Genomic DNA, 25,801 nt, shown 5'->3' on the forward strand with positions numbered 1-25,801 from the left:
CATTGGCTAACAAATTATAGGGGACTCAATGGGCAGCACCACTTTGCGCGGCAAAACCGCACTCGTCACCGGCTCCACTTCCGGCATTGGCCTGGGCATTGCGCGCAGCCTGGCAGCGGAAGGCGCCAACGTCGTCCTGAACGGCTTTGGCGACCCGAACGAGATCGCCAAACTGCAGGAGGCGCTGGCGTCCGAGTTCGGCGTGCTGGCGGGCTACCACGGCGCCGACATGAGCAAGCCGGGGGAAATCGAGTCCATGATGAATTATGCCGCCAGCACCTTCGGCGGGGTGGATATCCTGGTCAACAACGCGGGCATCCAGCACGTGGCCAATGTTGAGGACTTCCCGGCGGAGCGCTGGGATGCGATCATCGCCATCAACCTGACGTCGGCCTTCCATACCACGCGCCTGGCGCTGCCGAGTATGAAAGCGCGCAATTGGGGGCGCATCATCAACCTGGCGTCGGTGCATGGTCTGGTGGCGTCGGCGGGCAAGTCGGCTTATGTCGCGGCCAAGCACGGGCTGGTGGGGTTTACCAAGGCCACCGCGTTGGAGACGGCGAAAACTGGCATTACTTGTAATGCGATCTGCCCGGGCTGGGTATTGACGCCGCTGGTGCAGAAGCAGGTGGATGCGCGCGCCGAGAAGGATGGCCTGTCGAATGAGGCGGCGAAAGCGGCTCTGCTGGCGGAGAAGCAGCCTTCCGGGGAGTTCGTGACGCCGGAGGAGTTGGGGGCGATGGCGGTCTTCCTGTGCTCCGATGCGGCGCGCCAGATGCGCGGCGTGGCCTGGAATATGGATGGAGGCTGGGTCGCCCAGTAAGTGGGCGCTGTAATTGTGGATATCCACAATGGGGATAGACACAATAGCGGCAATGTGGGTCGTTTGACATGATGAGGACATTCGGAGACAAACGAGGTCCTCATCATGACAATGGAAAAGAAACCCTTCTACAAAATCCTGTACGTGCAGGTGCTGTTCGCAATCGTGTGCGGCGTCCTGCTCGGCATCTACCTGCCCACCGACGCGGTGGCCATGAAACCGCTGGGCGACGGCTTCATCAAGCTGATCAAAATGATCATTGCCCCGGTCATCTTCTGCACCGTGGTGAGCGGCATCGCCGGCATGCAGGACGTGAAGAAAATCGGCCGCGTCGGCGGCAAAGCCCTGCTCTACTTTGAAGTGGTGTCCACCTTCGCCCTGGTGATCGGCCTGGCCGTGGCCAACTTCATGCAGCCAGGCGCCGGCTTCAACGCCGACCCGCACACCCTCGACACCAAGGCCATCGCGCAATACACCGAGAAAGCCAAGGCCCAGAGCACCACCGACTTCGTGCTGAACATCATCCCGAACACGGTGGTGGATGCCTTTGCCAAAGGCGACATCCTGCAAGTGCTGCTGGTGGCCTGCCTGTTCGGCTTCGCCCTCTCCATGCTGGGTGAGCGCGGCCGCCCGGTGGCCAAGCTGATCGACGAGATCTCGCATGCCTTCTTCGGCATGGTCAACATCATCATGAAGGCCGCCCCGATCGGCGCGTTCGGCGCCATGGCCTTCACCATCGGCAAATACGGCATCGATTCGCTGCTGCCGCTGGCCAAGCTGATGGGCTCCTTCTACCTGACTTGCGCGCTGTTCGTCTTCATCGTGCTGGGTGGTATCGCCAAGTACACCGGCTTCTCGATCACCCGCTTCATTTCCTACATCAAGGAAGAGCTGCTGATCGTGCTCGGCACCTCGTCCTCCGAAAGCGCCCTGCCCTCGCTGATGCGCAAGCTGGAAAAGCTGGGCGCGTCGAAACCGGTGGTGGGCCTGGTGGTGCCGACCGGCTACTCCTTCAACCTGGACGGCACCAATATCTATATGACCATGGCCGCCCTGTTCGTGGCCCAGGCCACCAACACCGACCTGACTCTGACGCAGCAGTTGACCATCCTCGGCGTGGCCATGCTGACCTCGAAAGGCGCGTCCGGCATCACCGGCGCCGGCTTCATCACCCTGGCCGCCACCCTGGCCGTGGTGCCGACGATTCCGGTCGCCGGCATGGCGCTGATCCTCGGCATCGACCGCTTCATGAGCGAGTGCCGCGCCCTGACCAACTTCGTCGGCAACGGCGTGGCAGCGATCGTCGTGGCGAAATGGGAAGGCGAGTTGGACATGGAAACCATGCAGCGCGAACTGGCCCACCCCACCCCACTGGCAACGCCAGTCGCCCCCGTCATCGCCGAACCGCTGGCCGCCACGGCTGAGTAGGCAGCAATTCGGGGTCAGGTCTGGCAATCGGACAATCTATGCGCTTTGCGCATAGATTGTCCGATTGCCAGACCTGACCCCGAATTTTCAATATTTCCCAAAGGAAATTATTGACGTATAATACTGCCCCTTCATCCCCTCCCTCGTAATATTGTGCAATTGCCTCGTCAGGCACGCGGCGCGCTCTACTATATCTTTGCGCTCCTGCTGTCCTTCGCCCTCGTACGCGCCTTTGGCTACCATGCCAAGGCAAACAACATCTTTAACGTCCTCGGCCTGCTGCTGATCTTATTGGGCAGCGGCGTCAGCGCCTTGCATGCACTGGCAGGTGCTTTGCTGCTGCTGGCGGCCGCCTACATGCCGTTTGGCGTGGTCTATGGCAAGCCAGACTTCTTAGTTATTTCCTCACTGTTGCAAACCAACCGCAGCGAATCGATTGAGTTCATTGGTCAGCTGCCATTGCCGAGCTTCCTGTGGGCGGCGGGCTTTGGGGCTGCGGGCTGGTTCTTCGTGTTTCGTTTCAACCGGACCAAACGCAGGAAACAGCTGCTGCTGGTTGGTGCGGCCTGCCTCATGCTGTCGCTGATCGCTTACAGCAAGCAACTGCGCAGCGTCGAAGGACAAAAGGAAATCCTGGCGCTGGACCTGCCACGCAGTGTGGCCCAGGCTGTCCAGCAGTACAGTCAGGAGCAACGCGCCTTTGGCGCCAACGACGCGGCGCAACAGTGGCAAGTCCAGGACGTCGACAGCAAATACCGCAACTATGTGATCGTGCTGGGCGAAAGTGTGCGGCGCGACTATATGTCGGCCTATGGTTATGAACAGAAAACCACCCCTTTCGCCGACCAGGCCAATGGCGTCTTTATCGATGGCTACGTCGCCCCCGCGCCCAACACCTTCACCGCCGTCCCGCGCACCCTGGCCGAAGTCCGCGGCGACCAGGTCGCCTACGGCCGCAACTTGCTGGCACTGGCGCGCCAGGCTGGCTTCCACACCTACTGGCTATCGAACCAAGGCTACGTCGGAGAGTTTGATAGCCCATCGTCCCGCCTGGCGTCCAGCGCCGATGTCGTCCACTTCACCAAGCTCGGTTCCAGCTTGACCAACCAGGTCGACGACGCCATCCTTCTGGACAAGCTGGCAGACGGCCTGCAGGACAATACCAGTGGCAAGCGTCTGGTGGTCATGCACTTAATGGGTTCCCACCCCGCCTTCTGCGACCGCGTGAAAGGCGAAGAACAGCACTTCACCGCATCCAGCGCCGCGATGCGCTGCTACCTGGGATCGATCAAGCGCACCGACAGCCTGCTAGCCAGCATCCACGGCGCCCTGCGCGCCAGCGGACAACCCTTCTCCCTGATCTACCTGGGCGACCATGGCCTGCACCACCGCGACAAAGGCACGCCCGCCATGACGCTGGCGCACGGCAACCACACCAAGCAAAACTACGCGGTACCGTTCTACATCCTCTCCAGCGACGCCACCAGCCGCAGCCACCTGAAGAAGGAAATGAGTGGGAGCAATTTCCTGAAAGGCGCCGCCAATTGGATGGGTATCCAGGCCACCGGCCTGCCGCGCTACGAATTTCAGGCGCCCACTCCCGACGCCGGGATCCAGGTCTTCATCGGCGACGGCTACAAAGACTACAGCAGCCTGCTTGACGACCCTGCTTAAAAAAATCGGGGTCAGAAAAAAATGGGGACGTACCCTATTTTCCGCGTTGCGGAAAATAGGGTACGTCCCCATTTTTTTCTGACCCCGAATTTGCTTAGAAACTGAGCTCGACGCCGGAGGCGGCGCTGATCTCTTCGCGGGTGACGCCGGGCGCCAGTTCGGTGACTTTGATGCCGGTGGCGGTAACTTCCATCACGCCCAGGTCGGTGATGATCATGTCCACCACGCCAACGCCGGTCAGCGGCAGATCGCATTGCTTCAGCAGCTTGTGCGAGGTCGTGCCGTCTTTGGCGGTGGCGACGTGTTCCATCAGCACCACGACCTTCTTCACGCCGGCCACCAGGTCCATGGCGCCGCCCATGCCTTTGACCATTTTGCCCGGGATCATCCAGTTAGCCAGGTCGCCTTTCTCGGAGACCTGCATCGCGCCCAGGATGGCCAGGTTGATCTTGCCGCCACGAATCATGGCGAACGAGTCGGCCGAGCTGAAGTAGGCGGCGCCTGGCAAGGCGGTCACGGTCTGTTTGCCGGCGTTGATCAGGTCAGCGTCCACTTCCGCTTCGGTCGGGAAGGGGCCGATGCCGAGCAGGCCGTTTTCCGATTGCAGGAATACCTCAATATCCTGCGGCACATAGTTGGCCACCAGGGTCGGCAGGCCGATGCCCAGGTTTACGTAGAAGCCGTCTTGCAGCTCTTTTGCCGCGCGCGCGGCCATTTCATCACGGGTCCATGCCATGTTCTTGTCTCCTTAGTTGGCACGCACGGTGCGCTGTTCGATGCGTTTTTCCGGGGTGGCGTTGAGCACGATGCGGTTCACGTAGATACCCGGCAGGTGCACGGCGTCCGGATCGATGGCGCCCACCTCCACGATTTCTTCCACTTCCACCACGCAGATCTTGCCGGCGGCGGCCACGTTGGGGTTGAAGTTGCGCGAGGTTTTGCGGAACACCAGGTTGCCCGATTTGTCGGCTTTCCAGGCTTTCACCAGCGACACGTCGGCCACCAGGGAGCGTTCCATCACGTACTGCTCGCCGTCGAATTCACGGATTTCCTTGCCGTCGGCGACGATGGTGCCGACGCCGGTCTTGGTGAAGAAGGCCGGGATGCCGGCGCCGCCGGCGCGCAGCTTTTCAGCCAGGGTGCCTTGCGGGGTGAATTCCAGCTCCAGCTCGCCGGCCAGGAACTGGCGCGCGAACTCCTTGTTCTCGCCCACGTAGGAGGAAATCATTTTCTTGATCTGGCGGGTTTCCAGCAGCTGGCCCAGGCCGAAGCCGTCCACGCCGGCGTTATTGGAAATGGCGGTCAGGCCGGTGGCGCCGCTGTCGCGCAGGGCGGCGATCAGCGCTTCCGGGATGCCGCACAGGCCGAAACCGCCCACCGCAATGGTTTGGCCGTCGGCCACGATGCCGGCCAGGGCGGCCTTGGCATCCGGGTAAATTTTATTCATTTTGTCTCCTCGCTCAAATTGCTCAAAAGGCCAGATGGGGTTTGAGGATAGAATACGACCGCCTAAACATCAATACCGTAGAACTACCGCAATGCCTATCAACTACGAATCCATCTTCCAGTTCGCCCCGGTAGGCATGTGCGTGTCCGATAACCGCGTGATCCAGGCCAGCAACGACGCGTTGGCCGCCATGTTCGGCTACGGCCAGGGCGCGCTGGACGGGCAATCGTTCCAGCTGCTGTACCCGACCCAGGATGAATACCTGCGCACGGGCGACCGCATCATCCCCATCATGAACGCCAAGGGCCGCTATTCGGACGAGCGCATCATGCGCCGCGCGAGCGGCGAGCTGTTCTGGTGCCACGTGACCGGGCGCGCGCTCGACCCTGCCCAGCCGTTGGGCGCCGGCATCTGGACGTTTGAGGATTTGTCGGAGCAGCGGCCGGTCTCGGCCGCCCTCACCCCGCGCGAGCGCGAAATCGCCGCCTTGCTGGTAGAAGGCAAGACCAGCAAATTGATTGCGCGCGATACGGGACTATCGCCGCGCACAGTGGAAATGCACCGCGCCAGCCTGATGCGCAAGTTCAACGCCGCGACGGCGACGGAACTGGTGCACAAGCTGGCCGGGGCGCGCTAAGGCATATCAGCCCGCCAGCATGCCGTCGTCGGCGGCAATCACGGCACCGTTGATGAAGTGGGCGTCGTCGCCCGCCAGCAGGAGCAGCAAGCCATCCAGGTCTTCCGGCTTGCCGGCGCGCTTGCGCGGCAGCATGTCGATCAGGCGTTTGCCCTGCTCGCTGGCGAAGTAGTCTTCGTTGATTTCCGTTTCAATATAGCCGGGGCAGATGGCGTTGGTGTTGATGCCGTACTTGCCCCACTCCACCGCCATGGCCTTGGTCATCTGCACCACGCCGGCCTTGCTCATGCAGTAGACGCCAATCTGCGGCAGCACGCGCATGCCCGCCACCGAGGCGATATTAATAATGCGGTGCTGTTTGCGCGGGTCGCCCTTGGCGCGCGCGATCATGCGCTTGGCGGTTTCCTGCGCCACGAAGAAGGCGCCGCGCAGGTTGCAATCCATAACAAAATCATAATCATCCGGCGTAACGTCCAGCAAACGTTGCGTCATTGACACACCAGAATTGTTCACCAGGATGTCGATCGGCCCTGCCTCGGTCTCGGCATGGGCGATGGCCGATTTGATGCTGGCGTAGTCCGTCACATCCACCGAGACCACATGCGCTGCGCCGCCGTCGGCTTCGATTTCGGCCCGCAACTCCTTCAGGCGCTCGATCCGGCGCGACGCCAACACCACCTGGCAGCCCGCCTTGGCCAGCACTTTCGCAAAACGCGCACCCAGACCGCTGGAAGCGCCTGTGATCAGGGCGATCTTGCCCTCAAAATTTACTTCGATCCCCACCGACTACTCCTCTTGATTCCGTTCCGCCATGATGACACAAAAAACTGCCTTATTAGATTGCCACGTCTAATAATAGCCCTCACAATGGCGCCACCGTTGCAATCCCAAGGAAAAAAGAGCACACTCGTTCTATTTCCCGCACCGAATTTTCACCATTCTTACAAAAACACTATGAGCAACCTTGTAGAACAGTACGGCCCACGCGAGGCAATGGAGTACGACGTTGTGATCGTTGGCGGTGGCCCTGCTGGCCTGTCGGCAGCGATCAAGATCAAACAGATGAACGCGGACATTTCCGTGGTCGTGCTGGAAAAAGGCGGCGAGCTGGGCGCCCACATCCTGTCCGGCGCCGTAATGGACCCGAAAGCGCTGACCGAGCTGATCCCGAACTGGAAAGAGCTGGGCGCGCCACTGAACACCGCCGTCACCGAAGACCGCGTGCTGTTCCTGACCGAATCCAAGGCTTACAAGACCCCGAATTTCATGCTGCCGAAGTGCTTCGAGAACCACGGCAACTATGTGATTTCGCTGGGCAACGTGGTGCGCTGGCTGGGCCAGCAGGCCGAAGCGCTGGGCGTGGAAATCTTCCCCGGCTTCACCGGCGCCGAAGTGCTGTACAACGATGATGGCTCCGTCAAAGGCGTGGCCACCGGTAATATGGGCGTGAAGCGCGACGGCGAGCCAGGTCCCGACTTCCAGCTGGGCATGGAACTGCACGGCAAGTACACCCTGTTCGCCGAAGGCGCGCGCGGCCACCTGGGCAAGCAGCTCATGGCCAAGTACGACCTGAACAAGGGTAAAGACCCGCAATCCTACGGCATCGGTATTAAAGAGCTGTGGGAAATCGATCCGGCCAAGCACCAGCCAGGCCTGGTGATCCACACCACCGGCTGGCCGCTCGATAGCAAGACCTACGGCGGCTCCTTCCTGTACCACCTGGAAAACAACCAGGTCATGATCGGCTACGTGGTCGGCCTGGACTACGAGAACCCATACCTGTCGCCGTACGAAGAATTCCAGCGCTACAAGACCCACCCGGAAATCCGCACCTTCCTGGAAGGCGGCAAGCGCATTTCCTACGGCGCCCGCGCGATTACCGCCGGCGGCCTGCAATCGCTGCCGAAGCTGGTCTTCCCGGGCGGCGCCCTGATCGGCTGCGACGCCGGTTTCCTGAACATGAGCCGCATCAAAGGTTCGCACGCCGCCATCAAGTCCGGCATGCTGGCCGCCGAGTCCGTGGTGGAAGCCCTGGGCGCCGGCCGTAGCGCCGACGAACTGGCAAGCTACCCGACCGCTTTCGAGCAATCCTGGCTGCACGAGGAACTGCACGTGGCGCGCAACGTCAAGCCATGGCTGAAAAAGGGCCTGTACCTGGGTTCCCTGATGACCGGCATCGACCAGATCGTGTTCCGCGGCAAAGCGCCATGGACCCTGCACCACTCGACTCCGGACCACGCCAGCCTGCGTCCGGCGTCCGAGTTCAGCCCGATTACCTATCCCAAGCCGGACGGCAAGCTGACCTTCGACCGCCTATCCTCGGTATTCATCTCCAATACCAACCACGCCGAAGACCAGCCTATCCACCTGACGCTGAAAGACGCCTCGGTCCCGGTGGGCGTGAACCTGGCCAAATACGCCGGCCCGGAATCGCGCTACTGCCCGGCCGGTGTCTACGAATTCGTCAAAACCGACGAAGGCCAAGACCGCCTGCAGATCAACGCGCAAAATTGTGTGCATTGCAAGACTTGCGATATCAAGGACCCGACCCAGAACATCGTCTGGATCACGCCGGAAGGTGGCGGCGGCCCGAACTATCCAAACATGTAACAAAAAATGGGGACGTACCCCATTTGTTTGGCAACAAAGGCGGCCTTCGGGCCGGTTTTTGTTGCTGAATTAATAGGGTACGTCCCCATTTTTCGGGGAATGCAAAAAAAATTCAAAAATTTCTCTAAGGAATTTAATGCCGGGCTCGAAACGGTCGTCTTGTACTTCTGAGAGCGCAGAGAATCCAGCTGCTCTGATCTGAACCCACCCCAACAGGAGTTTTAAATGCTGAGCCTTCACACCAACAATGCGGCGCTGTCCGCCCAGAACTCGATCTCCCGCACGCAGACCCATCTGTCGACGTCGATGACCCGCCTGAGCACTGGCTTCCGCATTAACTCGGCAATGGACGACGCAGCAGGCCTGCAGATCGCAACCCGTCTGAAAGTGCAAACCAGCGGCATGTCCGTTGCAATGCGCAACACCCAGAACTCGATCTCCCTGATGCAAACCGCCGAGGGTTCGCTGGACGAAGTCACCTCCATCCTGAACCGCATGAAGGATCTGGCAACCCAGTCCGCTGACGGCTCTTCGACCGACGACGACCGCACCGCGATGCAGGCTGAGTACGACTCCCTGATCAGCGAACTGTCCAACATCACCACCAACACCAAGTTCGGCGGCACCGCGCTGCTGACCAACGGCACCGGTAAAATGGCTGCCACCATCGACTTCCAGATCGGTGCTGACGGCGCAGAAAAGCTGACCGCTGACTTCACCGCCGAACTGACCGCACTGCACACCGACATCGGCGCTGCCGCTGTGGGCTACGATGGCGCAACCGGCGTGGCCGTGGCCGCTCAGGGTACCGACGTGCTGACCGCTGGCGCTGCCAACGGCTCCATCAACCTGCTGACCACCGCGATCGACACCGTGTCGGCCCTGCGTTCGAAGCTGGGTGCCGTGTCCAACCGTCTGGACCACGTCTACAACAACTTGTCGAACATTTCGACCAACACCAAGAACGCAACCGGCCGCATCATGGACACCGACTTCGCATCCGAGTCCGCATCCATGACCGCATCGCAGATGCTGCTGCAAGCTGGCACCGCAATGCTGAAGCAGTCCAACAGCCAGTCCTCCCTGGTCCTGTCCCTGCTGCAGTAATCGCATAGCACGCACTGAAAAGCCAACCGCGCGCGGTTGGCTTTTTTTACATCGCCGTATTACTATCAGTTTTTATGGCAATCGACCGCATCACCCCGTCCAATCCGGCCCTGAGCATCCACGACCGCCAAGTCCGGGAAAATCCCGGCCAGGTCCACGCCCAGCCGGTGCCACCTGTCGCCCGTCCACCCGGCGATGCGCCCGACTTCGCCCTGCAAAGTGGCTTGCCGGCAGCCGTTGGCGCCCTGATCGACGCCATGGAAGGCGCCCAGCGCGGTAGCGCCGCCGCCAAGGCCGCCGCAGCAGCCGGCGCCGCTGCCGGTGCGATGCTGGCGCACGAATCGCTGTCGATGCAGCCGAACCAGTTGTTCTCCCTGCGCCAGCTGGTCTGGCACACGCCCGATACCAATATGCTGGCCGCGTCCTGGCAAGTCATGGTGCGCACCTATAGCGAACAGCGCGGCGCGCTGATGCAGCAGCAGGAAGGCCGCCAGTTGCCCGCCAGCGTATTCATGGCCGACCCGCCGCCGCCCGTGCTGCGCGATAACCGCGCCTTCCACGGCATGCTGTCCGAACTTGATGCCTGGCGTTTCGCCGTCTATGCCTGGGGCGCGGAAAAGCTGACCCTGCGTGTCGTGGCGCGCGACCCCGGGCAGGATGGCCCCGACCAGCGCCGCCGCCGGCCGCGCATCGCCGTGCGCCTGGAAATGACTCTGCCCGACCTGGGCAAGGTGGTGGTGCAGATGGAACCGGCTGAACTGGGCGTGGTGCTGGAAATCGGCGCGCCTGGCAACGAAGCGATGCAGCAAATGCGAGAACTGCTGCCGCAGATCGCCACCATCATCGGCCGTTGCGGCCTGCAGATCGTGCGCGCGCGCCTGATGCGCGAGCTGTCGCCGGTCAATCCCCTCGACAACGAACCCACCCGCACCCAGATCGCCCTGCTCAGCACCGCCATCTTCAAGGCCATGGCGGAAGTGGCGGTCTTCCTGTCGCAGCCGCGCCTGCCGGAAGAGGCGCTTTCGGCCTAGCTTGCCGGTCACAGCTTCCCGCGCGTATGCCAGATACGCAGCAATCAGACCGGCCTGGTCCAGTAGCCTGGCTCGTTGTAGATCGCTTTCAGCTCGTCGATAAAGAAGCGGATCTTGGCCGGCAGGTGGCGCTGCTGCAGGTAGACGGCCATGATGTCGTAGTCCGGCAGCGCAAAATCGTCCAGCACCGTAATCAAGCTGCCCTCCGCCAGCTGGGCCTGGATCTCCCAGGTTGAGCGCCATGCCAGCCCCAGGCCCTCGCACGCCCAGCGGTGCAGTAGTTCGCCGTCGTTGCAATCGAGATTGCCCTGCACCCGCACCGTCACCGGCTTGCCTCCCTGCTGGAAATACCAGCCGCGCTGCTGGCCGCCCTGCAGGTTGAAGGCCAGGCAGTTGTGCCGCGCCAGGTCGTCCAGCGTGCGCGGAATGCCGTGCCGTTCGAAATATTCCGGCGTGCCGCAGACCACGCGGCGGTTCTTCGCCAGCCGCACTGCAACGAAGCTGGGGTCGATGACGCCGCCAATGCGGATGCCCAGGTCGTAGCCTTCGCGCACCAGGTCGATCACCTGGTCCGTGAGGTTGAAGGAAATCTGCACATCAGGATTGGCGGCCAAAAATCCCGGCGCGTGCGGTGCAACATGCTGGCGCCCAAACGAGGCCGGCGCCGACACGATCAGGTGCCCGGTGGCCTTGTGCCGCCCCTCCGAAATATTGCGCTCCGCGACATCCAGCCCAGAGAGCAGCTTGCGGCAATCTTCCAGGAACACATTGCCCTGCTCCGTGAGCGTGAGATGGCGCGTGGTGCGGTGCATCAGTTTCACCCCGAGCCGCTTCTCCAGCGCATCGATGCGCCGCCCCAGCATGACCGGTGTGATGTTCTGCTCCAGCGCGGCGCGCGCCAGGCTGCCCTTCTCGACCACGGCCACGAAGGCCTCGATTTGCTTCAGCTTATCCATGCCTTTAATTATTCCATACTCAGAGTATCGAATGAAACGATTTTTTGTCGTCTTATCAGTGGAAGTGATCGCCTATAGCATACAAATCATTCATAACACACTCATCAGGAGATCACCGTGGCTAAGATGACAGCAGCTGAAGCAGCTGTTCACGTTCTGCAGAAGGAAGGCATTTCGGTCGCATTCGGCGTGCCGGGCGCCGCCATCAATCCGCTCTACGCAGCACTGAAAAAAGTCGGCAAGATCAAGCACATCCTGGGCCGCCACGTGGAAGGCGCCTCGCACATGGCCGAAGGCTATACCCGCGCCGCGCCGGGCAATATCGGCGTCTGCATCGGCACCTCCGGCCCGGCGGGTACCGACATGATCACCGGCCTGTACTCGGCCCAGGCAGATTCCATCCCTATCCTGTGCATCACCGGCCAGGCGCCGCGCGCCCGCCTGCACAAGGAAGATTTCCAGGCCGTGGACATTTCGTCCATCGCCAAGCCGGTCACCAAGATGGCGACCACGGTCCTGGAACCGGCCCAGGTGCCGCGCGTGTTCCAGCAAGCCTTCCACCTGATGCGCTCGGGCCGTCCCGGCCCGGTGCTGATCGACCTGCCGTTCGACGTGATGATGGCGCAGATCGAATTCGACCCGGAGACCTACACCCCGCTGGAAGCCTTCAAGCCGCGCGCCTCGCGCGCCCAGGTCGAGAAAGCGCTGGCGATGATGAACGATGCCGAGCACCCGCTGATCACGGCCGGCGGCGGCATCATCAACGCCAACGCCTCCGCCCTGCTGCAGGAGTTCGCCGAGATCGTCAACGTGCCGGTGATCCCGACCCTGATGGGCTGGGGTACCATTCCCGACGACCACCCGCTGATGGCGGGCATGGCAGGCCTGCAGACCAGCCACCGCTACGGCAATGCCACCGTGCTGGCGTCCGACTTCATCATCGGCATCGGCAACCGCTGGGCCAACCGCCACACCGGCTCGGTCGATGTGTTCACCGAAGGCCGCACCTTCGTCCACGTGGATATCGAGCCGACCCAGATCGGCCGCGTCTTCGGCCCCGACCTGGGCATCGTGTCCGACGCCGGCTACGCGCTGGAACTGTTCATCGCGGTGGCGAAAGAATGGAAGGCCGCCGGCAAGCTGCGCGACCGCAGCGGCTGGGTGGCCCAGTGCCAGACCCGCAAACGCACCATGCTGCGCAAGACCGACTACGACAACGTGCCGGTCAAGCCGCTGCGCGTGTACGAGGAGATGAACAAATACTTCGGCCGCAACACGCGCTACGTTTCCGCCATTGGCCTGTCGCAGATCGCCGCCGCGCAGTTCCTGCACGTCTACCAGCCGCGCAACTGGATCAACTGCGGCCAAGCCGGCCCGCTGGGCTGGACCATCCCCGCCGCGCTGGGCGTGCGCGCCGCCGACCCGACCACCGACATTGTGGCGATTTCGGGCGACTATGACTTCCAGTTCCTGATCGAAGAGCTGGCCGTGGGCGCGCAATTCAAGCTGCCTTACATCCACGTGCTGGTGAATAACTCCTACCTGGGCCTGATCCGCCAGTCGCAGCGCGGCTTCGACATGGACTTCTGCGTGCAGCTGTCCTTTGAAAACGTGAATGCGCCGGAGCTGAACGGCTACGGCGTCGATCACGTGGCCGTGGTGGAAGGCCTGGGCTGCAAAGCGATCCGCGTCCACCAGCCGGACGACATCATTCCCGCCTTCGAACAGGCACGCGAACTGATGGCCAAGCACAGCGTGCCGGTGGTGGTGGAAATCATCCTGGAGCGCGTGACCAATATCGCGATGGGCACCGAGATCAACGCCATCAACGAATTCAACGACATCATCGACGCCGCATAAGGAACCGCCATGCCAAAATTTGCTGCCAACCTGACCATGCTGTTCAACGAGCAGCCCTTCCTGGAGCGTTTCGGCGCCGCCGCGCGCAATGGCTTCAAAGGCGTGGAGTTCCTGTTCCCATATGACTTTGAACCACAGCAGGTACATGAACAACTGGAGCAGCACCAACTGGAAATGGTGCTGCACAACCTCCCGGCTGGCAATTGGGCCGGCGGTGAACGCGGCATTGCCTGCCACCCGAACCGCGTTGCCGAATTCGAGCAAGGTGTGGAAACGGCACTGGCCTACGCCAGCGTCCTCGGCACGCAGCGCATCAACTGCCTGGTCGGCATCCATCCGGAGGGCGTGCCGACGGCCGACGCCCGCGCCACCCTGGTGCAGAACCTGAAGTTCGCGGCAACGGCGCTGAAGAAGGCCGGTATTCCGCTGCTGATTGAGCCGATCAACACCTTCGACATCCCCGGCTTCTTCCTGTCCGGCACCCGCCAGGGCCTGGAACTGATTGAAGCCGTCGGCTCGGACAACCTGTTCCTGCAGTACGACATCTACCACATGCAACGCATGGAAGGCGAACTGGCCAACACCATCAAGAACCACCTGTCAGTCATCAAGCACATCCAGCTAGCCGACAACCCGGGCCGGTTCGAGCCCGGCACCGGCGAAATCAACTACAGCTACCTGCTCAACTTCATCGACCAGATCGGCTATGAGGGCTGGATAGGCTGCGAATACAAACCAAAAGCCGGCACCGAAGCAGGCCTGGGCTGGCGCAACACTCAATAATAGAGGAGACACATCATGCAAAAACTCGGATTCATCGGCCTTGGCATCATGGGCGGCCCAATGGCAGGACACCTGCAGGCAGCCGGCCACAAACTCTACCTGCACGACGTGAAGAACCCTCCGGCCAACCTGGTCGAAGGCGGTGCCACTGTCTGCACCTCCGCCATGGAGGTGGCAAAGCGCGCCGACATCATCTTCGTGATGGTGCCGGACACGCCGCACGTGGAAGAAGTGCTGTTCTCCGAAGAAGGCGTGGCCGCAGGCCTGAGCCCCGGCAAGATCGTGGTCGACATGAGCTCGATTTCGCCCATCGCCACCAAGGAATTCGCCAAGAAGATCAACAAGAAGAGCTGCGCCTACCTGGACGCCCCAGTATCCGGCGGCGAAGTCGGCGCCAAGGCAGCCTCGCTGACCATCATGGTCGGCGGCCCGCAGGAAGCCTTCGACAGCGTGAAGCCCCTGTTTGAACTGCTCGGCAAGAACATCACCCTGGTGGGCGAGAACGGCGACGGCCAGACCACCAAGGTCGCCAACCAGATTATCGTGGCGCTGAACATCCAGGCGGTGGCGGAAGCGCTGCTGTTCGCCTCCAAAGCCGGCGCCAACCCGGCCAAGGTGCGCGAAGCGCTGATGGGCGGCTTCGCTTCCTCGCGCATCCTGGAAGTGCACGGCGAACGCATGGTCAAGCGCACCTTCAACCCGGGCTTCCGCATCGCCCTGCACCAGAAGGACCTGAACCTGGCCCTGCAAGGCGCCAAGGCGCTCGGCGTCTCGCTGCCGAACACCTCCGCCACGCAGGAACTGATGAACGCCTGCGCCGCCAACGGCATGTCCGGCCTGGACCACTCCGCGCTGTGCCAGGCCATTGAGCTGATGTCCAACCACAAGATCGCACAAGGCTAAGCACCATGACCGCGCCCGCACCACGCCAGCTCCTGCTGGATCTCTACGACGCAGCAGTTGGCGCGGTGCATCCGCGCAACCTGGTGCAAGACTTCCTGCCGCCGCCGCCCGCGAACGGCAGGACCCTTGTGATCGGCGCGGGCAAAGGTGCGGCCGCGATGGCACAAGCTGTGGAACGCAGCTGGACTGGCCCGCTGTCCGGCCTGGTCGTGACGCGTTACGGCCACTCCGCCGAAACGAAACACATTGAAGTGGTCGAAGCGTCGCATCCAGTGCCGGACGACGCGGGACAAAAGGCGGCCGCCCGCATGCTGGACATGGTGCAGGACCTGACAGCGGACGACCTGGTCCTGTGCCTGATCTCCGGCGGCGGCTCGGCCCTGCTGGCCCTGCCCGCCGAAGGTATTACCCTGGCCGAAAAACAGGCCCTGAACAAAGCCCTTCTGCGCAGCGGCGCCGCCATCGGCGAGATGAACTGCGTGCGCAAGCATCTGTCGGCCATCAAAGGCGGCCGCCTGGCACTCGCCTGCGGCAAGGCACGCGTGGTGACGATGTTGATTTCCGACGTACCGGGCGACGACCCACGCGTGATCGCCAGCGGTCCCACCCTGCCCGACGCCACGACCAGCGCAGATGCGCTGGCCATCCTGCGCAAATACGAGATCGACGTGCCGCCAAGCGTGCTGGCCCACCTCGCATCACCCACCAGCGAAACGCCCAAGCCCGGCGACGAGCGCTTTGCAGGCCACAGCCACCACGTCATCGCCACCGCCCAACACGCGCTGGAAGCAGCCGCTGCCAAAGCCCGCACGCTGGGCATCACGCCCTATATCCTGTCTGACGGGATTGAAGGCGAAGCACGCGACATCGGCCTGATGCACGCCGCAATGACACGCCAGGTGCTGACGCGCGGCCAACCGTTCGCCCGGCCCTGCGTCATCCTGTCCGGCGGCGAAACCACCGTCACCGTGCGCGGCAACGGACGCGGTGGCCGCAACGTCGAATTCCTGCTTAGTTTCGCCCTGGCGATGGAAGGCGCGGCCAATGTCCACGCCATCGCCTGCGACACCGACGGCATCGACGGCTCGGAAGACAACGCCGGCGCAGTCTACGGCCCCGACTCGCTGGCGCGCGCCGCAGCACAAGGCGTTAACGGCAAGCACCTGCTGGCGAATAACGACGCCTACAGCTTCTTCAGCGCACTCGGCGACCTGGTCGTGAGCGGCCCGACCCGCACCAATGTCAACGACTTCCGTGCCATCCTGATCCAATAAAAAAGAGAGACCCCCAAACATGCGCCGAGAACGCAAAGCCAAAATCGTAGCCACCCTGGGCCCGGCCAGCTCCGACCACGCCACCATCAAAGCGCTGTTCGAAGCCGGCGCCGACGTGTTCCGCTTCAATTTCAGCCACGGCAGCCACGCCGACCACGAAGCCCGCTACGGCATCGTGCGCTCCATCGAGCGCGAGCTGGGTCGCCCCATCGCCATCCTCGCCGACCTGCAAGGCCCCAAGCTGCGCATTGGCCAGTTCGACGGCGGCAAAGTCACCCTGCGCGAAGGCGCCGCGTTCCAGCTGGACCAGACGCCAGCACCCGGCAGCGAATCGCGTGTTTGCCTGCCTCACCCCGAACTGTTCGCCGCCGTCAGCGCCGGCCAATCGCTGCTGCTCGACGATGGCCGCATCCGCCTGGAAGTATTGGCCAGCGACGCCGGCACCATCCGCACCCGCGTGGTGAACGGCGGCGTGCTATCCGACCGCAAAGGCGTGAACGTGCCTGACGCCGTCCTGCCAATCCCCGCCCTCACCGCCAAAGACCGTGCCGACCTGGACTTCGCGTTAAGTCTCGGCGTCGACTGGATCGCCCTCTCCTTCGTGCAGCTGCCCGAAGACGTAGCGCAAGCCAAAGAGATCGTGGCCGGCCGCGCAGGCGTCCTCTCCAAGCTCGAAAAGCCCGCCGCGCTGGATCGACTGGAAGAAATCGTCAAGGTCTCCGATGCCATCATGGTCGCGCGCGGCGACCTGGGCGTGGAGCTGCCGCCCGAACGCGTACCCGGCGTGCAGAAACGCATCGTGCGACTGTGCCGCAAGCACGGCAAGCCGGTCGTAGTTGCAACGCAGATGCTCGAATCCATGGTCAACGCGCCCGTCCCGACCCGCGCCGAAGCCTCCGACGTCGCCAACGCTGTGTACGAAGGCGCCGACGCAGTCATGCTCTCCGCCGAATCCGCCAGCGGCGCCTACCCGGTACAAGCCGTATCGATCATGAACCGCATCATCTCCGAAGTGGAACGCGACCCGCTGTATCCCGCCATGATCGAAGCCCAGCACCAAGCCCCGCTGCCGAACAAAGGCGACGCAATCAGCGCCGCCATGCGCGACGCCGCCCGCATCATGGGCGCCAAAGCCATGGTCGCCTACACCACCTCCGGCCATAGCAGCCTGCGCACCGCCCGCGAACGCCCAATGGCGCCCATCGTCAGCATCACCCCCAAGCCGGAAACCGCTCGCCGCCTGGCGCTCGCATGGGGCGTGCACAGCACCGTCAGCAAAGACGTGAACAGCGTCGATGAAATGGTCGCCGCAGCCTGCCGCACCGCGCTGCGTGAAGGCTTCGTCAAACCCGGCGACCACATCGCCATCGCCGCCGGCACACCCTTCGGCCAGCCAGGCAGCACCAACCTGCTGCGCCTGGCCGAGATCTGGCCGCAGTAAGCAACTCAGTACAGTCTTTCTCTTTTAACGCCGGTCCTCCAACCGGCGTCTTTTTTCTGGTGGCCAATCGCGAGTATTCGAAGCAACTTGCGCCTCTTGAATATGAAAAAGGCCCATGCATTGCATGAGCCCTAGCCGGTTTAGCGACTACAATTTAAAACACGTAAGTCCACATTTTCGCCCGCGCCGGCTGCGTTGCGTCGCCGCTGCGAAGTACAGCCACGCGTCGCTGCTGAACTGTGTGGAATACTGCCCCGCCGTAGGACTTTCCACCTTCGATCTGCGGGAAAGGCACGCTGCTGCGCACCAGCAGTAACGTCGGATCGATCACGTCATATTGTGCCGAGTAGCGATCAGGCTGTGCGCTGTCTGCCTGCACCACCAACAGTTCGGTGTCGTCCGCACTGGCGGAGACTGAACGCAAACTTTTAGAAACATTAACGTAGGCAGCGAATTTCATGCTCGATGTGTAGGCAACCAGCCCGCTTTGGGTGAACACCAGCGACTGTTTTGCGTTGAAACCGATCGGCACAGAGCCGGAGTAAGCACCGTGATAAGGCCAGTCGCCGGAAGAGATTGGCTTAATAGGCGAAGTTGGATCGTAGGTCAGCTTCGTGAGCTTGCTTGGGCTCAAACCAGTGGAGATAGTAACAAGCGAATCGATCTTGTCGGCTACCAATCCGTACTGGCCATACCCCCAGTATGTGCCGGCAGCATACTGTACGGACGGAGTGGAAACCTCGCCAGTGCGCGCATTGATGAAGCCCGGAGTACCGGACCATTGATCACCACCGAGCAGATAGGCTTCGCCAGAATTGAACAACAGCACGTCGCTGCGTACGCTGTTCAGCAGCGAGGAACGAATTCGCTTCGCCGTCGCGACATCGATCAGGTCAACGACGCTTCCGTAGAGGACGGCAGCCAGTTTCCCGTCTGGACTGAGTTGCAGGCGCTTGGGTTGGGCCAGGAGATCGATAGTGCGATCGGTGCCGGTGTTCGGGTCAACAATGTGCAGGACATTCGCGCTGTCGGTCGTCATCACCAACTGGTCGGTACTTTGGCTGTATCGGATCTCCGTCGGCACGATGCTCAAAGCCTTAAGCACAGGCTGACTGCTGCAAGCGACAACAATGCTGCTGACATTGGCCGAGACGACACCCTGACTGTCGCTGGCAACACAGGTTTGCCCCACCGGTTGGGTCTTGACGCTCACAGCATAGTTCGTGCCGCTGGTGACCTTGGTGGCGAATACAAAGCTACCGTTGGCGCTCACGGTCAGCCCGTCGCCACTGCCATTTTGAAGGACGACGCTCCGGCCACTCGCCAAGCCGTTGACGTTACCGCCGACGGAATAGGTGGCAGGTTCTGGAGGGGCGGAGCTTCCTCCACCACCGCAACCGGCGATGACACAGCTCAGGACAATGCTGGAGGCGATGCTCCAGCATTTTTGCCGTGGCAGGGTGGTTGTAGTACTTTTCATTAATTTGATCTCCAAAGATATCGGGTAATTCAGGGAAAAGAGTTGATTGCGCCAGACAGCCCGGTTAGCAAGAACAACGCTGGCATTACGCATGCGGCGTCACTGGGCAGCCCACCATGGGAGTGGTGCAATGAGGTAGCGCATCGTCACGAACTACTCCTTGCAATCGCAGGCGCTTAATTTCGCCGCCTCGAAAGCGCTTTCCGCTTCCAGCATGGCCGGCGATGGCGCGGAGCCGACATCCTGGGTATTGAAGTGGATAACCTTGTCGCCAGCCACGAATGCGTACATGGTGCCCACGGTTTCCACGTCTTCCAGCTTGCCAGTCCAGCGCAATTTCGCAGCCGGGAGGCCGCCGATAACCAGCACGGTGGGGGCGGTTCGATCGAAGTCCGTGCGTGATCGCTGCATGGAGTTTGCGAAGTCCAGCAAGAGCTCCGATGCAGGACGTTCACGCGCCGGAACGCCGTCGAACTTCAGCAGCGGATCTATGTCGATGACGGTGATTTGAAACGTGGTCCGGCCTACTGGCCCACTGTCTTTCGCGTATCCAACATGAACTGCAGGGCCTTGCGCCTGACGCAGTGGCCCCTCAAATCCTTCAGGCACGGTTACTGTCACCGACTTCACTGTTACGTCAGTGGCAAATGCCAGCAGGGGAAACACCAGTGCGAACAGGAGTAGGATTTTCTTCATACATTAAGCTTGATCGGATGCCGGCCATCCGTGCGCGGCGCAGAGCGGCGCAGCATAACATTTTGTTACCGCAGAAAAATGCGCGCATTGTCACACCATGGCCGGCGAAACAGGCTTACTCGCCGCGCAGGTGGACTTGTTTGCCTGCGGCGTAGGTAGCGGCGATGGCACGGTCGTCACCGAGCAGCGCCAGCGCGAACAGCAGCTCCTCCAGGCTGTTGCAGCGCGTGGTGCGGCGCTCCAGCAGCGGCGTCGCTTTCGGGTCGAGTACGATGAAGTCCGCTTCCGCCCCTGGCCCGAAGTTGCCAACCACGCCCTCCAGCTGCATGCTGCGTGCGCCGCCCAGCGTGGCAAGGTAGAACATGCGTAGCGCCGGCAGATAGGTACCGCCCATGCGCGCCACTTTATAGGTTTCGTTCATGGTCTGCAGCATGGAGAAGGACGTGCCGCCGCCGACATCAGTCGCCAGCGACAGCGCGACCTGCTGCCGGTCGGCGGCAGCGAAGTCGAACAGGCCGCTGCCGAGGAACAGGTTGGACGTGGCGCACATCGATACGGCAGCGCCAGTGGCGGCCATGCGAGCGCGGTCTTCGTTGTCCAGCCAGATGCAATGGGCGTACATGGAACGCGGGCGCAGCAAGCCCACCTGGTCGTAGACATCCAGGTAGCTGCGCGCGTTCGGGAAGAGCGACTTGACCCAGGCTACTTCGTCGGTGTTCTCGGCCACGTGGGTCTGCACGTAGGTATCCGGATAGGCGCGTGCCAGTTCGCCGCACATTTGCAGTTGGGCCTCGGTCGAGGTGGGAGCAAAGCGCGGCGTCAAGGCGTACATATTGCGGCCCTTGTTATGCCAGCGGTGGATCAGCTCCTCGCTTTCACGGGCGCCGCTTTCTGCCGTATCCTGCAGGAAGTCGGGGCTGTGGCGATCCATCATCACTTTGCCAGCGGCCATGCGCAGGTCATAGGCTTCCGCCGCACCAAAGAAGGCGTCCACCGACTCCTGGTGCACGGTGCAGTACACCATCGCCGTGGTGGTGCCGCAACGCAGCAGCTCTTTGACAAAGAAATCCGCCACGCCGCGCGCGTGTGCCGGGTCCTTGAACTGGCGCTCGGTCGGGAAGGTATAAGTCTCCAACCACGGCAACAGGCCCGGCGCCGGCGAGGCGATCATGTCCGTCTGCGGGTAGTGAATGTGGGTGTCGATAAAACCCGGCATGATGATCTTGCCGCGATAGTCGCGCACCTGGGTGCCCGGTGGCAGCATATCCTTCAATTGCGCATAGTCGCCCACCGCCTGCACACGGCCGTCGCGCAGCACCAGCAGGCCATCCTCATGCCAGGAATGCGCCTTGTCGCTGAGCGCGGGATCGGCCGTGAAGTGCAGGATGCTGGCGCGGAACGCCTTGATGTCTTGCTGCATGGCTTAACTTCCCCGGTATGTCGAGTAAGCCCACGGCGATACCACAATCGGCACGTGGTAATTCGCCGCCGGATCGGCGATACCGAAAGCAATGATCACTTCGTCCACAAAGCGCGGTTCCGGCAAGCTGACGCCCTGGCCAGCGAAATAGTCGCCCGCCGCGAACACCAGTTCATATTTGCCCCGCTTTACTTCGTCGCCTGCCAACAACGGTTGCTCGCAACGGCCATCCAGGTTGGTGACCGCCGATTTCAGCAGCGTCTTCGCGTCGCCATCCACGCGGAACAGCTTTACCTTCACTCCCGCGCCGGGTTTGCCCTGGGTGATATCCAGGACGTGTGTACTCAGTTTGCCCATCATGTCTCCTCTTGGTGATGGGCCGATCTTATAGGGCTGGCCAGCGCGATATATACCTGCCCGTGAATATCAACCATGAGCTTGACGGACATAATCGGGATTCCATATCAAAAAATACAGGAGACAACATGCAGCAAGCTTTACGCGTTGCGGCAGCCGGCACCATCGCTGCCCTTGGCCTGGCCATGGGCGCCCAGCCAGCCATTGCCGCCGAATGGAGCGACACCTCCATCGGCTACCGCGCCGGGTCGAAATACGCAGAGCCGTACAACCCGAAGGACATCAACAAACAGATCCTGAGCTGGACCTACGCCGACGGATACAAATACGGCGGCAACTTCATGAACATGGATTTTCTGCGCTCCGACGGCGCCGACAACAACGCCCACGAGGCCTACCTGTTGTATCGCCACACCCTGGACCTGGGCAAAGTCTCCGGCAAAGACTTCAAATTCGGCCCGGTGCGCGGCGTCGGGCTGACTGCAGGCTTCGATTGGAACACCAAGAACGACGACAGCTACAACTCCCGCAAACGCATGGTCGTCGCCGGCCCGACCCTGATGCTGGAGGTACCGGGTTTCCTGAACGTGAGCCTGCTGGCGCTATGGGAGAGCAACCAGCCGAAAGGCATCGGCAAACGCTACTCCTACGACACGCACGCCATGCTCAGTGCCGCATGGGGCATTCCGCTCGGCTCCGGCTTCAGCTTCGAAGGCTTCGCCAACTGGATCGGCGAGAAAGGCAAGGACGAATTTGGCGGCCAGACTTCGCCCGAAGTGAACATCGACGCCCAGGTCATGTACGACGTGAGCCCGCACCTTGGCGCCAAGGCCAACACATTCAAGGTCGGCCTGGAATACCAATACTGGCGCAACAAGTTCGGGAATCCGCATAACATCCCTGGCAGCACTGCTAAAACCCCCATGATCCGCGCGGAGTACCACTTCTAATCCAACACGTGACCCTGAGCGGCATGCCGGATAGCACCGGAAAAAGTAGTTCAGATAAAAATCCTATATCGGAGACACCATGAACAACCTGCTATACAAAGTGGACGACCGCCCACCGCCTATCACCACAACCTTGCTGGCCGCCCAGCATATGCTTGCCGCACTGGGCGGCATCATCGCCGTACCGCTGGTGGTTGGCGCAGTCCTCAAGCTTCCCGCCGACCAGATCGTGGCGCTGGTCAATGCCGCCCTCCTCGGCTCCGGAATTGTCACCGCCATCCAATGTATCGGCGTGGGCCCGGTGGGAATACGCCTGCCGTGCGTGATGGGCACCAGCTTCGCCTTTGTCGGCGCCGCCATCAGCATCGGTTTTGAGCACGGCGTACCCGGCATCCTCGGCTCCTCGCTGGCCGGATCGGCCATCATGATTCTTGGCAGCTTCTTCATGCCCCAGATCCGCAAGCTGTTCCCGCACCAGGTGACGGCCGTGGTGGTGACCATGATCGGCCTGTCGCTGGTGCCGGTCGCGGTGGACTGGGCCGCCGGCGGCAAAGGTGCCGGCGCCAACTACGGAGACCCGACCAACCTTGGCATCGCCCTTTTTGTACTGGCAGTCGTCATCGTGCTGGTGCAGTTCGGCAAAGGCATCGTCTCCGCCGCCGCCGTGGTGATCGGGATTGCGATCGGCTACGCCGTTTGCCTGTTCCTGGGCCTGGTGGACTTCTCCACCGTGCAGAAGGCAGCCGTATTCGCCGTGCCGCAGCCACTGCACTTCGGCATGACGTTCCCGATCAGCGGCATCCTCGCCATGTCGCTCGCCTACATCGTGACGATTGTCGAGACCACCGGCACCTTCATGGCGCTGGGTTCGGCCACCAACACCAAGATGAAGGGCAAGTTGCTGTGCCGTGGCGTGCTGTGCGACGGCCTGGGTTCAGCTTTCGTCTCCGTGCTCGGCGCGCCGCCCGTTTCCACCTTCGCGCAAAACGTCGGCGTGATTTCGCTGACAGGCGTTGCAAGCCGCTACGTGGTGGCGCTGACCGGCGTCATGCTGGCCGCTGCGGGCCTGTTCCCGGTGTTCGGCGCTGTAGTCGTCACCATTCCGCAGCCAGTGCTGGGCGGAGCAGGCCTGATGATGTTCGCCATGATCATCGCCGCTGGCGTACAAATGCTGTCGCATGTCGAGCATGACAAACGCACAGGCCTCTTGATTGCGGTTTCCGTGGGTTGCGGCCTGGCCGTATCGGTACGCCCCGAACTGCTGTCCAAGCTGCCGCCCTTCGTCCACGAAATTTTCGGTTCTGGCATCTCCACAGCAGCTATCATGGCGGTCGTGCTGAACCTCGTGCTGCCGGATCGTCCCGCCGCCGTGGTGGATGAAGACGAAGAGGACGATGTACCGCAACCCATGCTGATCCGAAAGGCCGGCTAAACACTAACCTTCAACATTGTTTCCGCAGTGCCGCGCGCATTGTTTCCGCAGTGTTTAATCATTTCGAGCGAGTCAAATGACCAAAACCCTACTGATCAAAAATGCGCGCGTCGTCGTCACCATGGACGAAGAGCGCCGCGAAATCGACAACGGCGCCATTTTCGTGCGCGGCAATGTGATCGAACAGGTCGGCCCCGGCGCCGACTTGCCGCAAGCTGCCGACGAAGTGATCGACGCCACCGGCCACGTTGTCATTCCCGGCCTGGTCAACACCCACCACCACATGTACCAAAGCCTGACGCGCGTGATCCCCGCAGCGCAGGACGGCGAACTATTCAACTGGCTCACCAACCTGTACCCGATCTGGGCCAACCTCACAGCCGAAATGGTGCACGTCTCGACGCTGACCGCCATGTCGGAGCTAATCCTCTCCGGCTGCACGACCAGCAGCGATCACCTCTACATCTACCCCAACGACTGCAAGCTGGATGACAGTATCGAAGCCGCCGCCAAGATCGGCATGCGCTTCCACGCTGCACGCGGCGCCATGAGCGTCGGCCAATCGAAAGGCGGCCTGCCACCCGACAGCGTGGTGGAAGACGAAAAAGCCATCCTCAAAGACACGCAACGCCTGATTGAGGCCTACCACGACACCGCGCGCCACGCCATGCAACGCGTTGTCGTCGCCCCCTGCTCCCCCTTCTCAGTCTCACGCGACTTGATGAAGGAAGCGGCCGAACTAGCGCGCAGTTTCGGTGTCTCCCTGCACACCCACCTGGCGGAGAACGTCAACGACATCGCCTACAGCCGCGAAAAATTCAATATGACTCCGGCCGAATACGCCGAAGACTGCGGCTGGGTAGGTCACGACGTATGGCACGCCCACTGCGTGCAGCTGGACGACGCAGGGATCAACCTTTTCGCACGCACAGGAACAGGTGTCGCCCACTGCCCCTGCTCGAACATGCGCCTGGCCTCCGGCATCGCCCCGATCCGGAAGATGGTGAACGCCGGCGTGCCGGTGGGATTGGGAGTGGACGGCAGCGCATCCAACGACGGAGCCCACATGCTGGGTGAAGCGAGGCAAGCGATGCTGCTGCAGCGGGTCGGCTTCGGGCCGGATGCGATGACCGCGCGCCAAGCGCTGGAGTTGGCCACGCTAGGCGGCGCGAAAGTGCTCAACCGCGACGACATTGGAGCATTAAAGCCTGGCATGTCGGCCGACATCGTCATGTTCAAACTCGACCAGATCGGCTTCGCCGGCGCCTTGCATGACCCGGTGGCTGCACTAGTGTTCTGCACACCCGCCAACGTCAGCTACAGCATCATCAACGGCAAAGTGGTGGTGAAAGACGGCATCCTGCAAAGCATCGACCTCCCCTTGGTGATCGAACGCCACAACCAGCTCGCCACCGATCTCTTGCTTGGAGGCTAAATCGGTGCCTAAACCGGTGCCAGGTCTGTCATTCGGACTCGGACGACCAATCTTTGA

23 protein-coding genes are annotated in these 25,801 nt (G+C 61.9%); 15 read left to right on the forward strand and 8 right to left on the reverse strand.

Annotation, left to right across the window (positions count from 1 at the left end; translation table 11 throughout):
- The first annotated feature begins 28 nt into the window (after positions 1-28).
- The 3 genes from GTP41_RS22740 (at position 29) to GTP41_RS22750 (ending at position 3,925) form a co-directional block, all read left to right on the forward strand.
- Positions 29-823 (forward strand): 3-hydroxybutyrate dehydrogenase, encoded by a 795-nt coding sequence (locus GTP41_RS22740; RefSeq protein ID WP_161027872.1) that lies wholly within the window; start codon positions 29-31, stop codon positions 821-823.
- A 111-nt stretch (positions 824-934) separates the two neighbouring features.
- Entirely contained in the window at positions 935-2,251 is a 1,317-nt protein-coding gene (locus GTP41_RS22745; RefSeq protein WP_161027873.1) for a dicarboxylate/amino acid:cation symporter, read from the forward strand.
- Positions 2,252-2,404: 153 nt separating this feature from the next.
- The gene (locus tag GTP41_RS22750) at positions 2,405-3,925 is read left to right on the forward strand and encodes a phosphoethanolamine transferase (RefSeq protein WP_161027874.1); all 1,521 of its coding nucleotides are present in this window, start codon (positions 2,405-2,407) and stop codon (positions 3,923-3,925) included.
- A gap of 94 nt (positions 3,926-4,019) precedes the next feature.
- On the opposite strand, the gene GTP41_RS22755 is transcribed toward GTP41_RS22750, so the two are convergent.
- Positions 4,020-4,661, reverse strand: a complete 642-nt coding sequence (locus tag GTP41_RS22755; protein ID WP_161027875.1) for a CoA transferase subunit B — start codon at positions 4,659-4,661, stop codon at positions 4,020-4,022.
- A gap of 12 nt (positions 4,662-4,673) precedes the next feature.
- Entirely contained in the window at positions 4,674-5,372 is a 699-nt protein-coding gene (locus tag GTP41_RS22760) for a CoA transferase subunit A (protein WP_161027876.1), read from the reverse strand.
- A 91-nt stretch (positions 5,373-5,463) separates the two neighbouring features.
- Between GTP41_RS22760 and GTP41_RS22765 the strand changes: the two genes are divergently transcribed.
- Complete coding sequence (locus tag GTP41_RS22765; protein ID WP_161027877.1) at positions 5,464-6,009, forward strand: PAS and helix-turn-helix domain-containing protein; 546 nt, start codon at positions 5,464-5,466, stop codon at positions 6,007-6,009.
- A gap of 6 nt (positions 6,010-6,015) precedes the next feature.
- Here the strand turns inward: GTP41_RS22765 and GTP41_RS22770 are convergent, their stop codons facing one another.
- Positions 6,016-6,792 carry an SDR family oxidoreductase gene (locus GTP41_RS22770; protein ID WP_161027878.1) on the reverse strand — a complete coding sequence of 259 codons (777 nt, stop codon included), beginning with the start codon at positions 6,790-6,792 and terminating at the stop codon, positions 6,016-6,018.
- Positions 6,793-7,002: 210 nt separating this feature from the next.
- Here GTP41_RS22770 and GTP41_RS22775 point away from each other — a divergent pair, with 210 nt between their 5' ends.
- The 3 genes from GTP41_RS22775 to GTP41_RS22785 all read left to right on the forward strand — a co-directional run bounded on the left by GTP41_RS22775 (position 7,003) and on the right by GTP41_RS22785 (position 10,757).
- Positions 7,003-8,619 carry an electron transfer flavoprotein-ubiquinone oxidoreductase gene (locus tag GTP41_RS22775; protein WP_161027908.1) on the forward strand — a complete coding sequence of 539 codons (1,617 nt, stop codon included), beginning with the start codon at positions 7,003-7,005 and terminating at the stop codon, positions 8,617-8,619.
- Positions 8,620-8,844: 225 nt separating this feature from the next.
- Positions 8,845-9,726 carry a flagellin N-terminal helical domain-containing protein gene (locus tag GTP41_RS22780; RefSeq protein WP_161027879.1) on the forward strand — a complete coding sequence of 294 codons (882 nt, stop codon included), beginning with the start codon at positions 8,845-8,847 and terminating at the stop codon, positions 9,724-9,726.
- 74 nt (positions 9,727-9,800) lie between these two features.
- Entirely contained in the window at positions 9,801-10,757 is a 957-nt protein-coding gene (locus GTP41_RS22785) for a hypothetical protein (RefSeq protein WP_161027880.1), read from the forward strand.
- Between the two features lie 44 nt (positions 10,758-10,801).
- Here the strand turns inward: GTP41_RS22785 and GTP41_RS22790 are convergent, their stop codons facing one another.
- Positions 10,802-11,713 (reverse strand): LysR family transcriptional regulator, encoded by a 912-nt coding sequence (locus tag GTP41_RS22790; RefSeq protein ID WP_161027881.1) that lies wholly within the window; start codon positions 11,711-11,713, stop codon positions 10,802-10,804.
- A gap of 117 nt (positions 11,714-11,830) precedes the next feature.
- Between GTP41_RS22790 and gcl the strand changes: the two genes are divergently transcribed.
- Genes gcl through pyk form a run of 5 tightly spaced genes read left to right on the forward strand, consistent with a single transcriptional unit; the run spans position 11,831 to position 17,974 of the window.
- Positions 11,831-13,573: a glyoxylate carboligase gene (gcl, locus tag GTP41_RS22795; RefSeq protein WP_161027882.1), complete on the forward strand. Its 1,743-nt coding sequence runs from the start codon at positions 11,831-11,833 to the stop codon at positions 13,571-13,573.
- Positions 13,574-13,582: 9 nt separating this feature from the next.
- Positions 13,583-14,356: a hydroxypyruvate isomerase gene (gene hyi, locus GTP41_RS22800; protein ID WP_161027883.1), complete on the forward strand. Its 774-nt coding sequence runs from the start codon at positions 13,583-13,585 to the stop codon at positions 14,354-14,356.
- Positions 14,357-14,371: 15 nt separating this feature from the next.
- Entirely contained in the window at positions 14,372-15,259 is an 888-nt protein-coding gene (gene glxR, locus GTP41_RS22805) for a 2-hydroxy-3-oxopropionate reductase (protein WP_161027884.1), read from the forward strand.
- Positions 15,260-15,264: 5 nt separating this feature from the next.
- A complete protein-coding gene (locus GTP41_RS22810; RefSeq protein WP_161027885.1) occupies positions 15,265-16,533 on the forward strand; it encodes a glycerate kinase type-2 family protein in 1,269 nt (422 codons plus the stop codon).
- Between the two features lie 19 nt (positions 16,534-16,552).
- Positions 16,553-17,974, forward strand: a complete 1,422-nt coding sequence (pyk, locus tag GTP41_RS22815; RefSeq protein ID WP_161027886.1) for a pyruvate kinase — start codon at positions 16,553-16,555, stop codon at positions 17,972-17,974.
- A 154-nt stretch (positions 17,975-18,128) separates the two neighbouring features.
- Here the strand turns inward: pyk and GTP41_RS22820 are convergent, their stop codons facing one another.
- From GTP41_RS22820 to uraH, 4 genes are all read right to left on the reverse strand, one after another.
- On the reverse strand, positions 18,129-19,547 hold the full coding sequence (locus GTP41_RS22820; protein ID WP_161027887.1) for a hypothetical protein: 1,419 nt from the start codon (positions 19,545-19,547) through the stop codon (positions 18,129-18,131).
- A 60-nt stretch (positions 19,548-19,607) separates the two neighbouring features.
- Positions 19,608-20,150, reverse strand: a complete 543-nt coding sequence (locus GTP41_RS22825; RefSeq protein WP_161027888.1) for a hypothetical protein — start codon at positions 20,148-20,150, stop codon at positions 19,608-19,610.
- Between the two features lie 115 nt (positions 20,151-20,265).
- Positions 20,266-21,570, reverse strand: coding sequence for a guanine deaminase (gene guaD, locus GTP41_RS22830; protein ID WP_161027889.1), 1,305 nt, complete (start codon positions 21,568-21,570; stop codon positions 20,266-20,268).
- A gap of 3 nt (positions 21,571-21,573) precedes the next feature.
- On the reverse strand, positions 21,574-21,927 hold the full coding sequence (gene uraH / locus GTP41_RS22835; protein WP_161027909.1) for a hydroxyisourate hydrolase: 354 nt from the start codon (positions 21,925-21,927) through the stop codon (positions 21,574-21,576).
- Positions 21,928-22,055: 128 nt separating this feature from the next.
- Here uraH and GTP41_RS22840 point away from each other — a divergent pair, with 128 nt between their 5' ends.
- The 3 genes from GTP41_RS22840 (at position 22,056) to GTP41_RS22850 (ending at position 25,744) form a co-directional block, all read left to right on the forward strand.
- The gene (locus GTP41_RS22840) at positions 22,056-22,877 is read left to right on the forward strand and encodes an outer envelope protein (RefSeq protein ID WP_161027890.1); all 822 of its coding nucleotides are present in this window, start codon (positions 22,056-22,058) and stop codon (positions 22,875-22,877) included.
- Between the two features lie 79 nt (positions 22,878-22,956).
- Positions 22,957-24,309 carry a uracil-xanthine permease family protein gene (locus GTP41_RS22845; protein WP_161027891.1) on the forward strand — a complete coding sequence of 451 codons (1,353 nt, stop codon included), beginning with the start codon at positions 22,957-22,959 and terminating at the stop codon, positions 24,307-24,309.
- 76 nt (positions 24,310-24,385) lie between these two features.
- Positions 24,386-25,744, forward strand: a complete 1,359-nt coding sequence (locus tag GTP41_RS22850) for an 8-oxoguanine deaminase (RefSeq protein ID WP_161027892.1) — start codon at positions 24,386-24,388, stop codon at positions 25,742-25,744.
- Positions 25,745-25,801: the final 57 nt, after the last annotated feature.

It is taken from the genome of Pseudoduganella guangdongensis, assembly GCF_009857475.1.
In the GTDB taxonomy this organism is placed as follows: Bacteria; Pseudomonadota; Gammaproteobacteria; order Burkholderiales; family Burkholderiaceae_D; genus Rugamonas; species Rugamonas guangdongensis.

Coding starts and splice junctions, on each gene's coding strand:
- GTP41_RS22740 (WP_161027872.1), top strand. CDS start 29: ATGGGCAGCACCACTTTGCGCGGCAAAACCGCACTCGTCACCGGCTCC.
- GTP41_RS22745 (WP_161027873.1), top strand. CDS start 935: ATGGAAAAGAAACCCTTCTACAAAATCCTGTACGTGCAGGTGCTGTTC.
- GTP41_RS22755 (WP_161027875.1), bottom strand. CDS start 4,661: ATGGCATGGACCCGTGATGAAATGGCCGCGCGCGCGGCAAAAGAGCTG.
- GTP41_RS22760 (WP_161027876.1), bottom strand. CDS start 5,372: ATGAATAAAATTTACCCGGATGCCAAGGCCGCCCTGGCCGGCATCGTG.
- GTP41_RS22765 (WP_161027877.1), top strand. CDS start 5,464: ATGCCTATCAACTACGAATCCATCTTCCAGTTCGCCCCGGTAGGCATG.
- GTP41_RS22775 (WP_161027908.1), top strand. CDS start 7,003: ATGGAGTACGACGTTGTGATCGTTGGCGGTGGCCCTGCTGGCCTGTCG.
- GTP41_RS22780 (WP_161027879.1), top strand. CDS start 8,845: ATGCTGAGCCTTCACACCAACAATGCGGCGCTGTCCGCCCAGAACTCG.
- GTP41_RS22785 (WP_161027880.1), top strand. CDS start 9,801: ATGGCAATCGACCGCATCACCCCGTCCAATCCGGCCCTGAGCATCCAC.
- GTP41_RS22790 (WP_161027881.1), bottom strand. CDS start 11,713: ATGGATAAGCTGAAGCAAATCGAGGCCTTCGTGGCCGTGGTCGAGAAG.
- hyi (WP_161027883.1), top strand. CDS start 13,583: ATGCCAAAATTTGCTGCCAACCTGACCATGCTGTTCAACGAGCAGCCC.
- glxR (WP_161027884.1), top strand. CDS start 14,372: ATGCAAAAACTCGGATTCATCGGCCTTGGCATCATGGGCGGCCCAATG.
- GTP41_RS22810 (WP_161027885.1), top strand. CDS start 15,265: ATGACCGCGCCCGCACCACGCCAGCTCCTGCTGGATCTCTACGACGCA.
- pyk (WP_161027886.1), top strand. CDS start 16,553: ATGCGCCGAGAACGCAAAGCCAAAATCGTAGCCACCCTGGGCCCGGCC.
- GTP41_RS22820 (WP_161027887.1), bottom strand. CDS start 19,547: ATGCGTAATGCCAGCGTTGTTCTTGCTAACCGGGCTGTCTGGCGCAAT.
- GTP41_RS22825 (WP_161027888.1), bottom strand. CDS start 20,150: ATGAAGAAAATCCTACTCCTGTTCGCACTGGTGTTTCCCCTGCTGGCA.
- guaD (WP_161027889.1), bottom strand. CDS start 21,570: ATGCAGCAAGACATCAAGGCGTTCCGCGCCAGCATCCTGCACTTCACG.
- uraH (WP_161027909.1), bottom strand. CDS start 21,927: ATGGGCAAACTGAGTACACACGTCCTGGATATCACCCAGGGCAAACCC.
- GTP41_RS22840 (WP_161027890.1), top strand. CDS start 22,056: ATGCAGCAAGCTTTACGCGTTGCGGCAGCCGGCACCATCGCTGCCCTT.
- GTP41_RS22845 (WP_161027891.1), top strand. CDS start 22,957: ATGAACAACCTGCTATACAAAGTGGACGACCGCCCACCGCCTATCACC.
- GTP41_RS22850 (WP_161027892.1), top strand. CDS start 24,386: ATGACCAAAACCCTACTGATCAAAAATGCGCGCGTCGTCGTCACCATG.